The organism is Nitrospina sp. 32_T5 (assembly GCF_052156635.1).
Classification (GTDB): Bacteria; Nitrospinota; Nitrospinia; order Nitrospinales; family Nitrospinaceae; genus Nitrospina.
The window spans coordinates 281373-297465 of the sequence record NZ_JBQKUO010000004.1; the positions used below are offsets into that span (position 1 = coordinate 281373).

13 protein-coding genes and 1 tRNA gene are annotated in these 16093 nt (G+C 51.2%); 9 read left to right on the top strand and 5 right to left on the bottom strand.

What is annotated here, in order from left to right; translation table 11 throughout:
* Positions 1–14: 14 nt before the first annotated feature.
* From ACTRW9_RS12595 to ACTRW9_RS12605, 3 genes are all read right to left on the bottom strand, one after another.
* A complete protein-coding gene (locus ACTRW9_RS12595) occupies positions 15–221 on the bottom strand; it encodes a cold-shock protein (protein WP_442425237.1) in 207 nt (68 codons plus the stop codon).
* Between the two features lie 177 nt (positions 222–398).
* Complete coding sequence (locus ACTRW9_RS12600) at positions 399–827, bottom strand: hypothetical protein (protein WP_442429616.1); 429 nt, start codon at positions 825–827, stop codon at positions 399–401.
* Between the two features lie 85 nt (positions 828–912).
* Complete coding sequence (locus ACTRW9_RS12605; protein WP_442429617.1) at positions 913–1695, bottom strand: formylglycine-generating enzyme family protein; 783 nt, start codon at positions 1693–1695, stop codon at positions 913–915.
* Positions 1696–2204: 509 nt separating this feature from the next.
* Between ACTRW9_RS12605 and ACTRW9_RS12610 the strand changes: the two genes are divergently transcribed.
* The 3 genes from ACTRW9_RS12610 to ACTRW9_RS12620 all read left to right on the top strand — a co-directional run bounded on the left by ACTRW9_RS12610 (position 2205) and on the right by ACTRW9_RS12620 (position 3734).
* Positions 2205–2807 (top strand): hypothetical protein, encoded by a 603-nt coding sequence (locus tag ACTRW9_RS12610; RefSeq protein ID WP_442429618.1) that lies wholly within the window; start codon positions 2205–2207, stop codon positions 2805–2807.
* Positions 2808–2904: 97 nt separating this feature from the next.
* Complete coding sequence (locus ACTRW9_RS12615) at positions 2905–3393, top strand: hypothetical protein (protein WP_442429619.1); 489 nt, start codon at positions 2905–2907, stop codon at positions 3391–3393.
* A gap of 95 nt (positions 3394–3488) precedes the next feature.
* On the top strand, positions 3489–3734 hold the full coding sequence (locus tag ACTRW9_RS12620; protein WP_442425232.1) for a hypothetical protein: 246 nt from the start codon (positions 3489–3491) through the stop codon (positions 3732–3734).
* 40 nt (positions 3735–3774) lie between these two features.
* Here ACTRW9_RS12620 and ACTRW9_RS12625 read toward each other — a convergent pair whose 3' ends face one another.
* Complete coding sequence (locus tag ACTRW9_RS12625; protein WP_442429620.1) at positions 3775–4143, bottom strand: response regulator; 369 nt, start codon at positions 4141–4143, stop codon at positions 3775–3777.
* 135 nt (positions 4144–4278) lie between these two features.
* Here ACTRW9_RS12625 and ACTRW9_RS12630 point away from each other — a divergent pair, with 135 nt between their 5' ends.
* From ACTRW9_RS12630 to ACTRW9_RS12650, 5 genes are all read left to right on the top strand, one after another.
* Positions 4279–4815, top strand: coding sequence for a DJ-1/PfpI family protein (locus ACTRW9_RS12630; protein ID WP_442429621.1), 537 nt, complete (start codon positions 4279–4281; stop codon positions 4813–4815).
* Between the two features lie 285 nt (positions 4816–5100).
* Entirely contained in the window at positions 5101–7809 is a 2709-nt protein-coding gene (locus tag ACTRW9_RS12635; protein ID WP_442429622.1) for an ATP-binding protein, read from the top strand.
* A gap of 1072 nt (positions 7810–8881) precedes the next feature.
* Positions 8882–12670, top strand: coding sequence for a response regulator (locus ACTRW9_RS12640; RefSeq protein ID WP_442429623.1), 3789 nt, complete (start codon positions 8882–8884; stop codon positions 12668–12670).
* Positions 12654–13517, top strand: coding sequence for a CheR family methyltransferase (locus tag ACTRW9_RS12645; protein ID WP_442429624.1), 864 nt, complete (start codon positions 12654–12656; stop codon positions 13515–13517). Before ACTRW9_RS12640 ends, ACTRW9_RS12645 begins: the two co-directional genes overlap by 17 nt.
* An 89-nt stretch (positions 13518–13606) precedes the next feature.
* On the top strand, positions 13607–15229 hold the full coding sequence (locus ACTRW9_RS12650) for a response regulator (protein ID WP_442429625.1): 1623 nt from the start codon (positions 13607–13609) through the stop codon (positions 15227–15229).
* Positions 15230–15397: 168 nt separating this feature from the next.
* On the opposite strand, the gene ACTRW9_RS12655 is transcribed toward ACTRW9_RS12650, so the two are convergent.
* Positions 15398–15474: transfer RNA gene (locus ACTRW9_RS12655), tRNA-Arg, on the bottom strand.
* Positions 15475–15669: 195 nt separating this feature from the next.
* On the opposite strand from ACTRW9_RS12655, the gene ACTRW9_RS12660 reads away from it, so the two are divergent.
* Positions 15670–16089, top strand: coding sequence for a thiol-disulfide oxidoreductase DCC family protein (locus ACTRW9_RS12660; protein ID WP_442429626.1), 420 nt, complete (start codon positions 15670–15672; stop codon positions 16087–16089).
* Positions 16090–16093 lie beyond the last annotated feature (4 nt).

Consider the following 16093-nt stretch of genomic DNA (forward strand, 5'->3'; position numbering starts at 1 on the left):
CTGTGGCCGGTGGACTAGATTTCCTTCTTCAACACATTCGAAGCCTGTGGGCCTTTGGGACCGTCGCTGATTTCAAACTGCACATCCTGCCCCTGAGTGAGTGACCGATAACCTTCCTCTTGAATCGCTGAGTAGTGAACAAAAATGTCTTTTCCTTCTTCTGACTGGATGAAGCCATAACCTTTTTTGTTGCTGAACCACTTAACTTTTCCGATCGGCATAACAACCCCCCCTGAAAATCTTTAAATCCAATTCCCTTATATCAGGTATTCAAAGGCTGTCAAGACTTATCCGTTATCGGAAACTGGCCAACCAGGGGGGATTGATGAAGCCAGCCGGGACCGGGCCAAAAAGCCGTTAAATTTCAACGACAACTTTATAGCCCGTTTGGGGTAAGGTTATATATCTTTATTTTTTGCGCGCAGTTCCGCTTCGAATTTTTCCCGCTCGATACGAAGCTTCTCGAGGAATTTGTCCACGCCACCATATTCTTTTTCGTAGTGGGCACGGATGGATTCGACGGTTTCAATGGTGTCGGAGTTTTCCCCGACCAGGCACTTTCCGTGACGGTCACAGGCCCAGACGGGATAATCCTTTTCCACCTTGTCCTGCAAGTCCTTTGGGATGTTTTCACGGTGCGGCAGAGTGGAATAGCTGGGATCCACCCTCTCCTCGATGCGGTCCAGTTCCTTGACCAGGTCCTCGATGTGTTCGCCATCCCAGTCGCCGACATGGTCGTCTCCATCGGCGGACATGATGCGGTTTTTGATGACGGGATCGATCTCGACCTTGTCCAGTGAAAATCGGCGTTGGTGTTCGGAAGGCATAACCCTTTCTCTCCATTGATTATCGATGACGGTATGCCCCAAACCGTACACCATTTGATGTGAAATCGAAACCTCAAACTGGATTTTAACGACCGCCCTCTCCCTCCACGGAGCGGGCAACACGAAAGCCCAGTATGTAATGCCGATGACCGGGGGGACCCCGGTAGCGGGTGGCTGAGCGCACATAGGTGACGAGGTTGGTCACGGCTCCGCCGCGGCGGGTTTTGAAACGTCCGGTTTCGGGTCCTTTGGGATTGTCACGCGGACTTTTGGAATAATACTCCGGATCGTACCAGTCGTTCACCCACTCCCACACGTTCCCCAGCATGTCATACAATCCGAAGGGGTTCGGCTTGCGCGTTCCAACGGGATGCGTCTGGAACTCGGCCGAACCGTAATACCAGACGAAGTCGTTGTCGATTTCGTCTCCCCAGTAATAACGCGTGGTGGTGCCGCCCCGTGCGGCCCGTTCCCATTCCGCTTCCGTGGGCAGGCGGTACACATCCGTGCTTTCCGTTTCGTTGAGCTTTTGGATGAACTCCTCAGCATCGTTCCACGAGATGCGCTCCACCGGGCGGCGGGGTCCTTTGTACTTCGATGGATTCCTGCCCATCAACTTTTCGTACTGCTCCTGCGTCACCTCGTAGCGCCCGATGTAGAAGTCACCGACACACACCTCGTGAGCCGGGCGTTCGTAATCGTTACCCCGGTCATCGCCCATCATGTAACAGCTGCCCGGTATGCGCACCAGCTCGATTCCGGTGGAAGGAGAGACGATCACTTCCGGATTGGCCTGTCCGCCAAGCACCGTTGTCACGGAAAACAGGAACAACACCAGCGCCTTGAAGGAAACAGAAAAAAGTTTCATTTCGAAAAGAACTCAGAGAAAGAGAGCAGGTCGAAGAACAACATGAAAACGAATTGTGGTGTCGGCTTGAAAGCCAATATAAAGGTTTCGATTTTAACAGAAGCAACCTGACAGGGTCACCTTCTTTGAGACGTTGGAACGGCCTTCACCTCGCTGGAACTTCGGTTCGCTTCTGTAATATTTTTATAAGTTTGTTCGAATTATTCCGCAGACACTTTGAAAGGAGTTTTTCTTCATTCCTTTCCGTCTTAAAAGGACGCTTATTACAAAATGCATTAGGAAAATAATTTCAAAGTTTTCGCTTTGAAAAGCCGATTCTGCCCCATTTTTGCGCTATGCGCAGAAACCTGATTTCGATATGATTGCCAGAAACAACCGCTTTCCAGGTAAGGATCATGCCCGCTCGTTTTCCTATTTCACCCGGTTCCGGTCCACCCCATTCCCGTACAACAAGCCTTCTTCCCTGGCTGTTTGCAATCCTGGTTCTTCCTGCCCCTGTCCTCTCTGCTTTGCCTCAGCAAAGCGAGTATCATCAATTCGGTGGTGCCACCCTGAGTGTTCCCAACGAATACAAAACGTCGAACTGCACCCAGGTCCGCAGTCAGCTTTTTCACAAGCAGAATACCAACTCGGTTCCCGTTACCCAGGTTGCGGAAAGCGCGTGCGAGTCAGACATCGAGGTGACCCTGCCCGACGTGCACGAGACCCTGCAGCACTTCGACCTGGTCATTGAAGTGAACAAGGGAGAGCGCTGGGAACACCTCGACACCATTCCCATTACCGCCTTTCCCCGGGACATGTTCAAATCGTTTCGTGAATGGGCGAGGGACCACAAGCTGATGGTGGCCGACAGCGAGGGCAAGCTGGAAGCCTTCCTGAAGGAACAGGAAATTCCTTTTACCAGCGCATTCGGTTTCGAACCCCCTTCCCCCCGGGCCATCATGAAGGTAGGCAAGCGGGAATACGTGTTCAACGAAATCGAAACGCCCTTCCCCAAGATCTGGATCAAGGACAGGCAGGTGATTTTCGAGTTGCGGTTCCTGGACCAGTTGTCCACCAATCCTCTGGCACAGAAAGAACTGCTCCAGGTTCTCAAGCAGGACATGGATTGATTGGCGGCCCCTCTCTTCTTCCTTATAAATCCATATTGATTCTTTTACAGATTCTGCGAAACTGAATTTTGTCGAATGAACCGGGTTGGAGGGGAAGATGAGATCTGCAGGTGAGGGAGCGAAGGCGTTTGCCATCTGGGGTGCGCTGGGGTTTTTGCTGGTCGTTCCCCTTTTGTTCATTGACTGGACGAATCCCCCTGCCTATCCAAGACTGGAGCAGGCGGTGAAGGTGGTGCGATACCTGTCCTCTCCGCGGCAGGTCTCCCGCTCCTCGTTTTCCGCGATGTTCCCCGACCAGCGCCCGACCGAATTTGTGAAATGGATGTTTTCCACGGTTGGCAAGGCCAACTGGCCGCCTTCGGAGAATGGTCACGGAGATGAAGTCGAGGCCGCCAAATCCCTCCGCATCCCCCTCATCCCTAAGGACACATTGATCGTTCCGGGACAACCCCACCTGAACAAAGCCGGACGCCAACTGGTGATCAAGGGCGACGACCGGCGCGGCGTGCTGGTGGCCGAGGCTCATTTCGATTCGCGTCACCCTCCCGTATTCACCCGGGAGATCCCGTTCAATCCCCCGAAATAGAAGATTGGGTCCTCTTGACAAAGAGGGCAAATAAAGGAAACAATTCGAATGCCTGTCTTTTCAGGAAATCTTTTTTCTCTGGTAGGGAGTGGATAATGAAAAAGTATGAAGTTCACAGCGTGTGCGATGCCTGCGGGGACGTGCACCCCACCCGCCACCACGTGTTGCTTGAAAACGGCCCGGACAATACGCAAAGTGTGGAAGAATTCTGGGAGGGGAAGGACCTTCCGACGGATGTCAAAAATGTGCTGGCCAACCCGTTTCAATGCCCCACCACAAAATCCTTTATCAAACAGGAAGATACAGAACAGGTTTACCTGGTTCCTCTTTCATATACCTGAGACAACCTCTTTTAGGGAGTGACATCTACAAGGGGCAGGGCTACTTCTTGAGGTAACGGGTCACCTTTTCTTCAAGTTGAACCAGCTCAATGGGTTTGTGAAGAACATCGGTTGCCCCCTGCTTCATGCATTCTTCAACACCGTCCAGGTAGGATTGGGCGGATACGATGATCACCGGAGTGTCGGAATCGATTTCCCGGATTCGTTTCAACATCTGGTAACCATCCATGATGGGCATGCGTACATCGAGAACCACGAGGCAGGGCTTGCTATCGAAAAATTTCTTCAAGCCGGCCTGTCCATCTTCAGCCGTTTCCACCCTGTAATCCAGGGAATGAAAGAATTCATTTAAAATCTGGCAGCTGTCGGGATCATCGTCCACTACCAGTATCAGGTTCTTTTGAATCATTCTGACCTCGGAAATAACGGACTCAAATAATTTCGGCATCACGAAAAGAAAGAGGCATTTTAAATCACCATTTTCCAATCGGCAACGCCTCATTTTATACAAAATTTATATAAATTCAATTGTTTTGGATAGCCTATGTCAATTGATGGAAAAAACATCCTTATCATCATGCCCAATAACCAGTTCGATGGAGACGAACTTCTGGGTTTGCTCGAAGCCCTGAAACCCACAGGAGCGCGGGTCGTGGTCCTGTCCAAATCGGGACGGGAGGCAACCGGCATGAAGAAGGAGCGGTTCACCCCCGACGGCACGATCATCGACTGGAACAAGCAGGAAGGGGTTTCCGGAAAATACCACGCCATCGTGCTGACCGGAGGCAAGGGGGCGGCCAAATCCCTGTGGAACGACCCCATTGTGCCGCAGATCCTGGTCGACCATCACCGCGCCGGCAGCATCATTGCTGCCATCGGTACCTCCATTGTGGTCGTGGGAAAAGCCGGCCTGTTACCGGGCCGGGCGGCCTGCCCCGGGGATTCCGCCGCCCGATCGGAACTCGAAAACCAGGGCATCCCCTGCGAAGAAGTGCCGGTTCTAGCCGACGATCGCATCGTGACGGCTCAAGGTTGCTCCTCGATCCAACCCCTGGTTGAAAAGTTTGTGTACATAATGTAGGAAATTCCTCCTAATAAAATAACTTTATTAGGTAGCATATTCCCAAGGCATTCCGAATTCCTGAAATTAAATCCAACCAATTTGAAAAAAATTTCACCCCCTCCTGATTCAATCAATTTTTTAGTATCGGTTATACCAAATTCTATATTTAAAGTCGTTTTCATTTACAGCTTTTTTAGATTGACCCGAAGTCGGCGCACCATTTAACTTACTCATATAATAGCGAAGCGATACGGCTGTGGGGAATCGTTTTAGATTGTTTTACGTTTTCAAGCACGTTGAGTTATGAAATTGAAAAACAAGATATACCTGTTTGCCATCGGTATCAGCTTTGCCATCGGCCTGTCTGTTTATTCCCTCCTCCAGCGGTTTGAAGTTGTCCTGCAGAACCGCATCGGCACCGAGCTTCACGACCTGGTTGAAGAAGCCATGGACACCCTTGACCGCAGTCTCTTTTTGCGGGTCGAGGAAGTGGAGCTGCAACCACTCGACATGTTTCTCGACCGCCTGTTCGAACGGTCGAACCAGGAATACGCCTCCATGCCGGACCGGGAAGCCTTCATCCAAAGGGTTGATGAAAGCTGGAAAAAGGGACTGGGCACCCCGGAAATCCGCAACATCCTGCTCAATCCCCTTTCCCGCGAATTCGAAAACAAGATCCGGTTCCTGAACAATAAATTCAAGTTTTTCGTGTTCAGCGAGATTTTTGCCGTCAACCGGTACGGAGTCATCATGGGGACCTACCCGCGCACCACCGATTTCTACCAGGGGGATGAAACCTGGTATCAAAAGGCTATCCAAAGTCAGGACAGTCTTTCCTTCGAGGATATTCACTACGACAAAAGCTCCAACGGGTACATCCTGACGGTTTCTAAAAAAGTCATCGACGATAAAGGACAGTTCGAAGGACTGGTCCGGGCAGGACTCAATATCGAGTTGTTTGAAGAAATCCTGATTGACGTGCGGATAAAATCAGAATTGAGAACCCTGAAGTTCTTCCTGCTCAATGGAAAAGGGCAAATCCTGGTTTTCGGTTCCAATCCCCTGGCTCCGAGACCCGCCAGCCTGGCAAGACATTTTGGCAAGGACTTTTCCCATTGGGCTGAAGTCCAGGCCGCGCTGAATGAAGGACGCGGATTTCATTATGGCCCGACGGATTACGGTCCGTCCCTGACGGCTTACACCACTTCCGATGGCTGGCAGAACTTCAAGGGCATCGGCTGGAACCTGGTCGTTATGGTGGACCGCCAGGAAGTGCTGGCGCCGGTCTCGGAACTCAAGACCCATTTGATGGTGGGTTTTCTGATTCTGGCTACCTTCCTGGCCCTGATTACGGGATGGTTTATCCGCCATACACTCAGACCGATGGAACGGCTGACCCGGCAGGCGGAGGCCATCAGCCACGGCAACTGGGATATGGAACTGGCTGCAGACTCCAAAGACGAAGTAGGACTCCTCGCCCGGTCCTTCAATCGCATGACCAGCGTCATCAAGAAGCACCAGGATGAGCTGGAAGAGCAGGTCATCGAACGCACGCGAAAGGCCTTCCAGGCGGAGAAAGCCGCCAAAGAAGCCCAAGAAATGGACAACGCCAAAAGCCTGTTCCTGGTGAACATGAGTCACGAAATCCGCACTCCGCTCAATGCCATTCTCGGGTACAGCCAGATACTGAGAAGGGGCGCCAACCTCACCGATGAGCAAAAAGAAAAAATCAACATGGTGTACCGGTCCGGGGATCACCTTCTTTCACTCATCAATGACATCCTGGACGTTTCCAAAATCGAGGCCCGCAAGGAAAACCTCGACCGGATTGAATTCAACCTGACAGCCCTGATCCACCAGCTGGCGGAAATCACGCGCATCGACTGCCAGCAAAAAGACCTCCAGTTCAAAATGGAATCGTTTCCGCTGGATGAGGAGCGCTGGGTGTGGGGCGATGAAGGCAAAATCCGCCGGGTGCTGGTGAAACTGTTGAGCAATGCCGCCAAGTTCACCGACCAGGGCGGAGTGCTGTTCCGTGTCACGCCAAAGAAAAACGATGAGTTCTTATTTGAAGTCATCGACACCGGCCCCGGCATCCCCAATGAAGAACACAAGGTTATCTTCGTACCGTTCCGGCAGGGAAACATCGGTCAGCAGAAAGGCGGCACCGGCATGGGGCTCACCATCGCCCAAAGGCTGGTGGACATCATGGACGGTCAATTGAAATTCGATACCAAGCCCGGAAAAGGAACCCGTTTTTATTTTTCACTGATCCTCCTGAAAGTGGAAAGAAAGGTCGACGCAGACCTGATGCTTCAAAACATCGAGGCGGCCGCGCAGGATGCCAATATCCAGGCCCTTCTTGTAGACGACAACGCGGCCAACCTGGATATCCTTAAGGAACTGATATCCACCATTGGCGCCGAGGTGCAAATGGCGGAGGACGGGGAAAAGGGATTGAAACTGATTGAAAACTGGCAACCGGACATCATTTTCCTCGACCAGCAGATGCCGGGCATGTCCGGCTCCGAAGTGATGAAACGAATTCATGAGAAGTACGGCAAGGAACGGTTCAAAATCGTCATGACCACGGCGTCCACCCTCACTCACCAGACCAAGGAGTTCTTAAAGGAAGGCGCCGATGCCGTGCTGAGAAAACCGGTGGTATACGAAGATCTTCTGACCATCACCCGGAAACTGCTGAAAGACAAATTCCGGCAAACGGCCGATGCTTCTGTAGCCCCCTCCTCTTCCCAGAAAGGGACCAATGGAGGTTCCGAGCAGAAGCTGGATTACGAGTCCATCCACATTCCCCAGTCTCTCTGGGATGCCCTCGCTAAAAATGCCCGCATGGGCCTGTTTCTTGAATTTGAAAAAAATCTCAACGAATTGAAAGTGCTTGGAGACAAGGAAGCCGAGCTGGCCGACCGGCTTTACAAGCTGAGCCGGCTGTTCGAGTCGAAAAAGATCCTGGACATTCTCAAGAAAGTTCGCCATGAGGATAATAGCTGAGAATTGCCCTCTTACCGAACCCGCTTCTTGTCCAACCTTGCAGTGCATTCCCTTCTATCAAGGTTGACAATTCCATTCCTGTTTGTTCCAAGGTTTTTATCTAAATTAATCATTGAAATGCATGGGCTTATAAGTACTGCCGCCCCGGGTCACAACCCTGTAACTGGGTACTCGTTAAATATTCGCAAAATATTTTTCAACCTTTAGAAGGATTTCTAATGCTTATTTTGTTTTGTTAACATTCCGTATTGGGTCAACATTTTTGGTCTAAATATATTAATAAAAGACAATAAACTAAAGAGTTGAAACTCCGACCATAAATTTACAGAAAAATTTCGGTCTTGTAAATATTCCCCAATTAGGTCTGCCTTTTACATGAACTCCTTAAAATTGATTGGCTTTATCCTCATTAGGTCTTAACTTGGAACAAGCGCAATTCGAATATGCGTTTATGCGTTCCAATCTCTACTGTCAGAAAGGGGGTGGAGAGGCGGAAAATATTAAAAAATTGAATACACGGGTGTGGCATGCGCTCAAAACAGCATCTTTTTACTTAATCGAAGCAGGAGCTGGTAAAGCAAGTCATTACTGAAAGATTCCGGGGAAATAAAAACAAGGGGCAAGAATCCTCCGTCATCGGTTCTTGAGTGTTTATCGGCAGTTCACCTGCCAGGCAAATTAACGATGCACATGCTATGAAAATTTTCTTGCGGACAAAAATGCTCTTGCAGGGGCTTTCTGGAATTTTCCCACTTGGACTGAATTCAGGTCTGTTTCCCTTAAACAACCTGAAGCCAAAGCAGGAGCTTTGCCGCACAAGGGCCCGATACAGGAAACTTCATCCCACTTGGGCTTCAAATCACACCCTTTCAAACCCTTCCCACCAACACCAACCCTTCTTTTTTTCACAAACTATTCATTTTCGCCCCAAATCTGGTTCGGTCCTTTTACAGGACTCACCGCCGGATTTGGTTTGTGCTCCTTCTATTTACCGAATTTGCTTTCCGACCCGTTTTCAGGCCGGAGCAGGAATACCCATACAAAACACTTCATCGAATGGATGATCTGATTTATGGAAACGACAACCCGATTGCCTGATTCGGAAGAAAGCAAAGATACAGACAAGGCCCGGCCCACACGCATGCCTGCGGGCATCACCTGGGGCATTCTGGCAGTGTGTTTCCTGCCTCTGTTCCTGAACCTGATAGGTTACGACTTCGGTTCCAAATCCGCCCACCTGGACCCGGCGGTGATCAGCCAGCTGTCCCCTGGGGAACTCAAGGAAAGAGCCATTCATTCCCAGTCCGGGGCGTTTGTTCATACGATTCTGGAATGGAGCGCCTTTGCCGCCGCCATCGTGGTTTTTATCCTGGCCCTGTTCAACTTCTATTTCAACCGGGACATGACCCTGCCCGTCATTGCCATGGCTTTTTTGTGCGCAGGCATGGTGGATGCGTTCCACACCCTGGCGTCCGACCGTTTGATTGAAGGCAGAGCCATGGCCACCAACCTGGCGCCGTTCACCTGGGCCATCTCGCGTGTCTTCAATGCCATCATCCTGATTGCCGCGGTGGTGTTGTTGATGCGGTCCGGCCACGACAAAAGCACGGATCAGTTGAAGTTTCTGGCTGGCATTGGGTTCATTTTTGCACTGGTAGCGTATGCGGTCATCCAGTATTGCGCCTCCAGCACCGAACTCCCGCAGACCATGTTTCCGGACGCCCTGTTCACCCGCCCCTGGGATGTGGTGCCGCTGGCTCTCTTCCTGTTCGCCGGAATCTTTCTGTTTCCCCGCTTCTACAAGCGGGAGAAAACGGTATTCGTGCACTCGGTGATGGTCAGCATGGTCGCCAATGTCCTCACCCAGGCGTACATGGCGTTCGGCTCCGAGGCCCTGTTTGACAACGCCTTCAACGTCGCCCACTACCTGAAAATCGTGGCGTACGTTATTCCTTTCGTCGGGCTGGTTTTGGAGTACAAAAACACGCTGGGCACGTTTGTGGATACCATCCAGAAAAACGAAACCACACTCGTTCAGTTGAAGAAAGCGGAGGCGCTGGCCACCCATCAGGGATGGGTGAAATCGGGCATCTCCGACCTGTTCGAAATCATGCAGAAGTCGGACACTCTCAAAAGCGCTTCCCAGCAAATCATCGGTTTCATGGTTCAGCGGCTGGAAATCCAGATGGGGGCCCTGTACCTGGCGCAGGAAAACACTCTCTATTTTTCCGCCGGGTATGCCTACGCCAACCCTCATAAACTGACCGAGAATTTCCAGTTTGGCGAAGGGTACGTCGGCCAGGCCGCCGTGGACAGGAAAAGCCTCCTTGTCCGGGAGGTTCCGGACGAGTATTTCAGGATCAAATCCAGCCTGGGCGAAGCGCCTCCCAAAACGCTCCTTTTTGTGCCCCTGATTTCCGAAAGGGACGTGGTGGGCGTCCTCGAGTTGTGCTCACTGCAGGAAATCACCGGCAACCATCTAGAATTCGTGAACCAGGCCGCCGACGCCATTGCCTCCAAAATTTCCCTCGAAATCGCCCAGGAGCGGATCAAAGACGCTTTGGAAGAGTCGCGTGCCCAGGCCGAGGAGCTGGCACAGCAGCAGACGGAATTGCAGGAAGCCAACCAGGAGCTGGAAGTCCAGACAAACGCGCTCAAGGAATCCGAGTACAAACTGGTGCAACAGCAGGAGGAGCTCCAGGAAACCAACCGCCAGCTGGAGGAGCAGGCCTCCATTCTGGAAATCCAGAAGCAGGAGATCGAGGCCAAGAACGAGCTGGTCAACCAGAAGGTCAGGGAGCTGGAAATCGCGAGCAAGTACAAGTCCGAGTTCCTCGCCAACATGTCGCACGAACTGCGAACGCCCCTCAACAGCATGCTCATTTTGTCCCGGCTGCTCTCCGACAACAAGGACGGCAACCTCACCACCAAGCAGGAGGAATTTGCCAGGACCATCCACAGTTCCGGAAACGACCTGCTGAACCTGATCAACGACATCCTCGACCTGTCAAAGATCGAATCCGGCAACATGGAAATGATCCTGGAGGAAGTCAGCCTCGAGCGGTTTGTCGATACCGTGAAACGCAACTTTCAGCCGCTGGCCGACGATAAAAAACTGGATTTCGCGGTCGAACTGGACCCTGCCCTTCCGGACAGCATGGTTTGCGACGCCAAGCATCTGGAACAGGTGCTTCGCAATTTGCTTTCCAATGCCTTCAAATTCACGGAAAAAGGAGGCATCACCGTTCGCATTAGCCGCCCCTCCCCAGGCACCGTTCTGGCCAACAAAGACCTGAGTGTGGACTCCACAATTGGTTTCAGCGTCATCGATACGGGCAAAGGCATTCATGAATCCAAGCGGGTGCAGATTTTTGAAGCTTTCCAGCAGGAAGACGGCACCACCAGCCGCAAGTACGGCGGTACCGGGCTGGGGTTGTCCATCACGCGCGAATTCGTGCGCCTCATGGGAGGGGAAATCCAACTCGAGAGCAGGCTGGGAGAGGGCTCCACCTTCACCGTGTTCATTCCCGAAAAAGTGGAGTCGCCGGCAGGAATCCTGCAGACCAACAGCGAACGCGGAAACGGGGGCCATCGACCCGCAATGAAAAAATCACCCAATTTCGAGGGGGACGCGACATCAAAAGGCATCGATGACGACAGGCAGGGGATCCATGCCTCAGACCGTACTCTTCTCATCATTGAGGACGATTTGAAATTCGCCGACGTGCTGAAAGACATGGCCCGTGAAAAAGGGTTCAAATGCCTCATTGCCGTTGACGGGGAGAACGGTATTGTGCTGGCCCAGCAATTCCAGCCTTCGGCCATCATTCTGGACATCGGCCTGCCCGGCATCGACGGCCTGATGGTGCTTGAGAAATTGAAAAACCATCCGGACACCAAACCGATTCCCGTCCATTTCATTTCCGCGTACGACAAGAACAAGGAAGCAATGGAACTGGGTGCCATCGGTTTCCTCAGAAAACCCGTCACCAAAGAAAAAATGGATGACGTGTTTTCCCGTATTGAAAAGGTGATCTCCAAAAGCATCAAAAACCTTCTGGTGATCGAAGACGAAACCATCGTCCAGGACGAAATCCAGAAAATGTTCGGCAACAGCAAAACCAACGTCTTCCGGGCGATCACGGCAGAGGACGGGCTCAAGGTACTGGATGAAAACGAAGTGGATTGCATTGTCCTCGACCTTCACCTGGAGGGCATTTCAGGCTTTGATTTCCTGGAACAGATAAAAAAGAAAAAGGAATTAAAAAATATTCCCGTAATTGTTTACACCGGGCGGGACCTGATTCCCAATGAAGAGGTGAAACTCAAACGGTATTCTGAAAGCATCATCATCAAGGGAGCTCATTCCCTGGACCGGCTCATCGACGAAGCCACGCTGTTCCTCCACAAAGTGGTCCAGACAGAGGGAAAGGGGGAGGACAAAAAGGACTCTCCCGCAATGAATGCCAAGGCCTACGCCGGCAAGAATATCCTCCTGGTGGACGATGACCTGCGAAACGTATTCGCCCTGGCGCACGTGCTGGAGGAATACGAAATGAATGTGATCATCGCAAAGCACGGCAGGGAAGCTTTGGAACAATTGGGAGAACACAAGGACATCGATCTCGTCCTCATGGACATCATGATGCCCGAGATGGATGGTTACGAATGCATGCAGGAGATTCGCAAAATCCCGGAGTTCAAAAATCTTCCCATCATCGCATTGACTGCCAAAGCGATGAAGGGCGACAAGGAGAAGTGCCTGAAAGCGGGGGCCAACGATTACTTGACCAAGCCCGTTGACATCAACGTCTTGCTGAACCAGATCAGAATATGGGTGCTCCATGAAAGCCAACACTGACGAACCTGCGGCTGTTTCCGAAGAGGAGCACAATGAAAACCTGGAGTTGTGGGCGCTTCTCGAAGTGATGTATCAGAAATACGGTTATGATTTTCGCAATTACAATTACAGTTCCATCCGCCGCCAGTTGAAACGGCGCATGAAGGCGGAGGGAATCGACTCCATTTCACAAATTCAGCACCATGTTCTGAACAACAAAGATTTGTTCCATAAAGTCGTTTCGGATTTTTATATCAACGTCACGGAATTGTTCCGCGATCCGGCTTTCTTCAAGGCTTTGAGGGAGCAGGTTATCCCCCTTCTCAAGTCCTACCCCTCCCTGAAAGTCTGGCATGCGGGATGTGGAACCGGGCAGGAAGTGTATTCCATGGCCATCATGCTGATGGAAGAAGGCCTTTTTGAAAAGGCGCAGATTTATGCTACGGACGTCAACATGGAAGCTCTGAAAAAAGCGAAGGAGGGAATTTATCCCGTTGAGCTCATCAAAGAAGACTCGCACAACTACCTGGAAGCAGGCGGCCTGGAAACCCTGACGAAATACTGCACCGTGAATTATGGAAACGTCATCATGAACGCGGAGCTTAGAAAGCACATTTCGTTTTTTGATCACAACCTGGTAACAGACAGCTCAATCGGGGAAATGAACCTGATTTTTTGCCGGAATGTTCTGATTTATTTTAACAACAGTTTAAAACAGAGAGCCATCCGGGTATTCTGGGAATCCCTGTGTCACAAGGGATTTTTCTGCGCCGGGGCCAATGAGCGCTTGCTGGGTGATGAGAATCAAACAATGTTTGAAGTATTTGACGACAAAAACAAAATTTACAGAAAAAGGAAGGCGGCTTGAAAGTAGCTTGTTACTGTTTTTTTGGGGGGGGGGACATGAACAAACCAACAAAAGTCGCAAAAATTTCAACCTCCAAAACCGAATCGATTATGAAAAATAAGCAAGCCGATGACCGCCCCTACGTGCTCATTGTAGACGACGTTGAGGCCAATTTGATCGCTCTGGAAAGCCTTCTGGAAGAGGAAAGCTGCAGGGTCGTCCGTGCGGATTCCGGGAAGCAGGCTCTGGAAAAAGTCCTGGAATATGACTTCGCACTCATCCTGCTGGATGTCCAGATGCCCAATATGGATGGCTACGAGACCGCGTCCCTCATTCGTGGAATAGAAAAAACCCGTTATATTCCCATTATCTTCATCACTGCTTCCAGCAAGGAAGAACCTTATGTTTTCAAGGGCTACCAGAAAGGGGCGGTGGATTACCTGTACAAGCCGCTCAACCCCCTGATCCTGAACAGCAAGGTTCGGATTTTTCTCGATCTTTACAAACAAAAAAGGCTCATTCAGGAACAGGCCAAAAACCTGAAGCTTCAGCTTGAAGAAACAGCGCATTTGAAAAACGCGGCTGACCGGGCCAATAAAGCCAAGTCGGAATTTTTATCCGCCATGAATCATGAAATCCGTACCCCGCTGAACGCCATCTTCGGCTACGCCCAGATCATGAAACTGGATGAAGCCAGTCTCACCCCGAGGCAGCGCAACGGGGTCGAGGGCATTTACCGCGCCGGGCAGCATTTGATGCGGTTGATCGACAACGTTCTCGATCTGGCCAAAATTGAAGCTGGCAGGATGAGCGTCGATGTTCAGGATTTCGATCTTGTTGAAATCCTTTTCGACCTCACCGTCATGTTCGAACAGGTCTGCAGGGGAAAGGAAATTGATTTTTCAATTGAAGGACTCTCCATGGAGGAACCCTGCTGGGTTTTTGGAGACGATCAAAAACTTCGCCAGGTATTGATCAACCTCATCGGCAATGCCACCAAGTTCACCGAAGATGGGGGGATCACATTGAAGGTCAAGCACCTTGGAGAAGCCCGGTTTCAATTTGACGTCAAGGACACGGGCAAGGGCATTCCACAGGATAAGCAGAGCCTGATCTTCGAGCCGTTTCGCCAAACCGAGCTTGGGCAGGCCAAGGGGGGCACCGGACTGGGGCTGGCCATATCGAAAAAGTTTGTCGAACTGATGGGCGGCGAGATGAAGCTGATCTCGGAAGAAGGCAAGGGAAGCTGTTTCTATTTCAATATTCCGCTTTTTCCGGCGGAATCCAAACCTAAAGTCAACGGCATCTTTGAATCCCACCGGTACAGACTACCGCCTGAAAAAAGCGTGCGGGCCCTCATCGTCGATGATATGCCAGACAACGTCGATATCCTCACCCAGCTATTGGCTGAAATGGGTCTGGAGGTCAAGTCCGCGGTGGATGGAAAAGAGGCCGTCGAATCGGTAACGGCATGGAAGCCGGATATCGTTTTCATGGATTACCAGATGCCTGTCATGAACGGGTTTGACGCGGCAAAGGAAATCCGGGCTCTTTACGGTGACGATTCCATTAAAATCATCCTGCTTTCCGCCTCCGTACTTTCCCACGAAAAAGAAGACATTCTGAAAGAAAACGTGCACAATGGCTTCCTTTCCAAACCGTTCCTGCAGAAAGAAATCGTGACCATCCTGGAACAGCTACTGAAATTGAATTTCGATTCTGAAGACGAATAGCGATTATCCCTCGATTGCCTTCTTTCTGCTTAATCACTTCTCCTGGTATCGAATCCCCGGAATTTATTTTCTGGCCAAACGATCGGAAAGACACCCTTCAAAGCGCATTTCATCGATAAAATTAAAATGGCCTGCCGGAAAACCCGCAAGCCATTTCATACTGCATTTTGGTACCCCCGACTGGATTCGAACCAGCGACCTACGGATTAGGAATCCGTTGCTCTATCCTGCTGAGCTACGGGGGCGTGTATTTTGAATTAAAACGATGGCGACATGAGGCCGGGCCATCCTGCTCGCTATTAATCAAGCGGCCACTTGCCGAATCATACCACGCAACTCATGCCCCATAAATCGATTTTTGGCCCCCCGCGACGGCGCAAGCCTCATTCCCCCGTCAAACCAAAAGTCTTATAATGAGACTCTGAAAGGACCGGACGGCCATGCCAACCAGACCTGCCAAAGGGAATGAACAACCACCCATCATCTTTTTCGACGGGATGTGCGGACTGTGCAACGGGTTTGTGGATTTTCTCATCCGTGCAGACAAGGTGCAGGTATTCCGCTTCTCTCCATTACAGGGGGAAGCCGCGGGCCGGGTGCTGGGCACAACCGGGAAGTACTCATTGGACAGCGTGGTTCTGGTGGAGGGGGATCGCGTCTCCAGCAAATCCACAGCGGCTTTGCGCATCTTCCGCCGCCTGGGGGGAATCTGGTCCCTATTGTGGGCATTACGGTGGGTGCCCCTACCTGTTCGCGACGGGATCTACGAATGGATCGCCAGGAACCGTTACCGTCTGTTCGGGAAAAAGGCAACCTGCCGCATTCCGTCTCCGGAAGAACGCACCCGTTTTCTCGATTGAATTC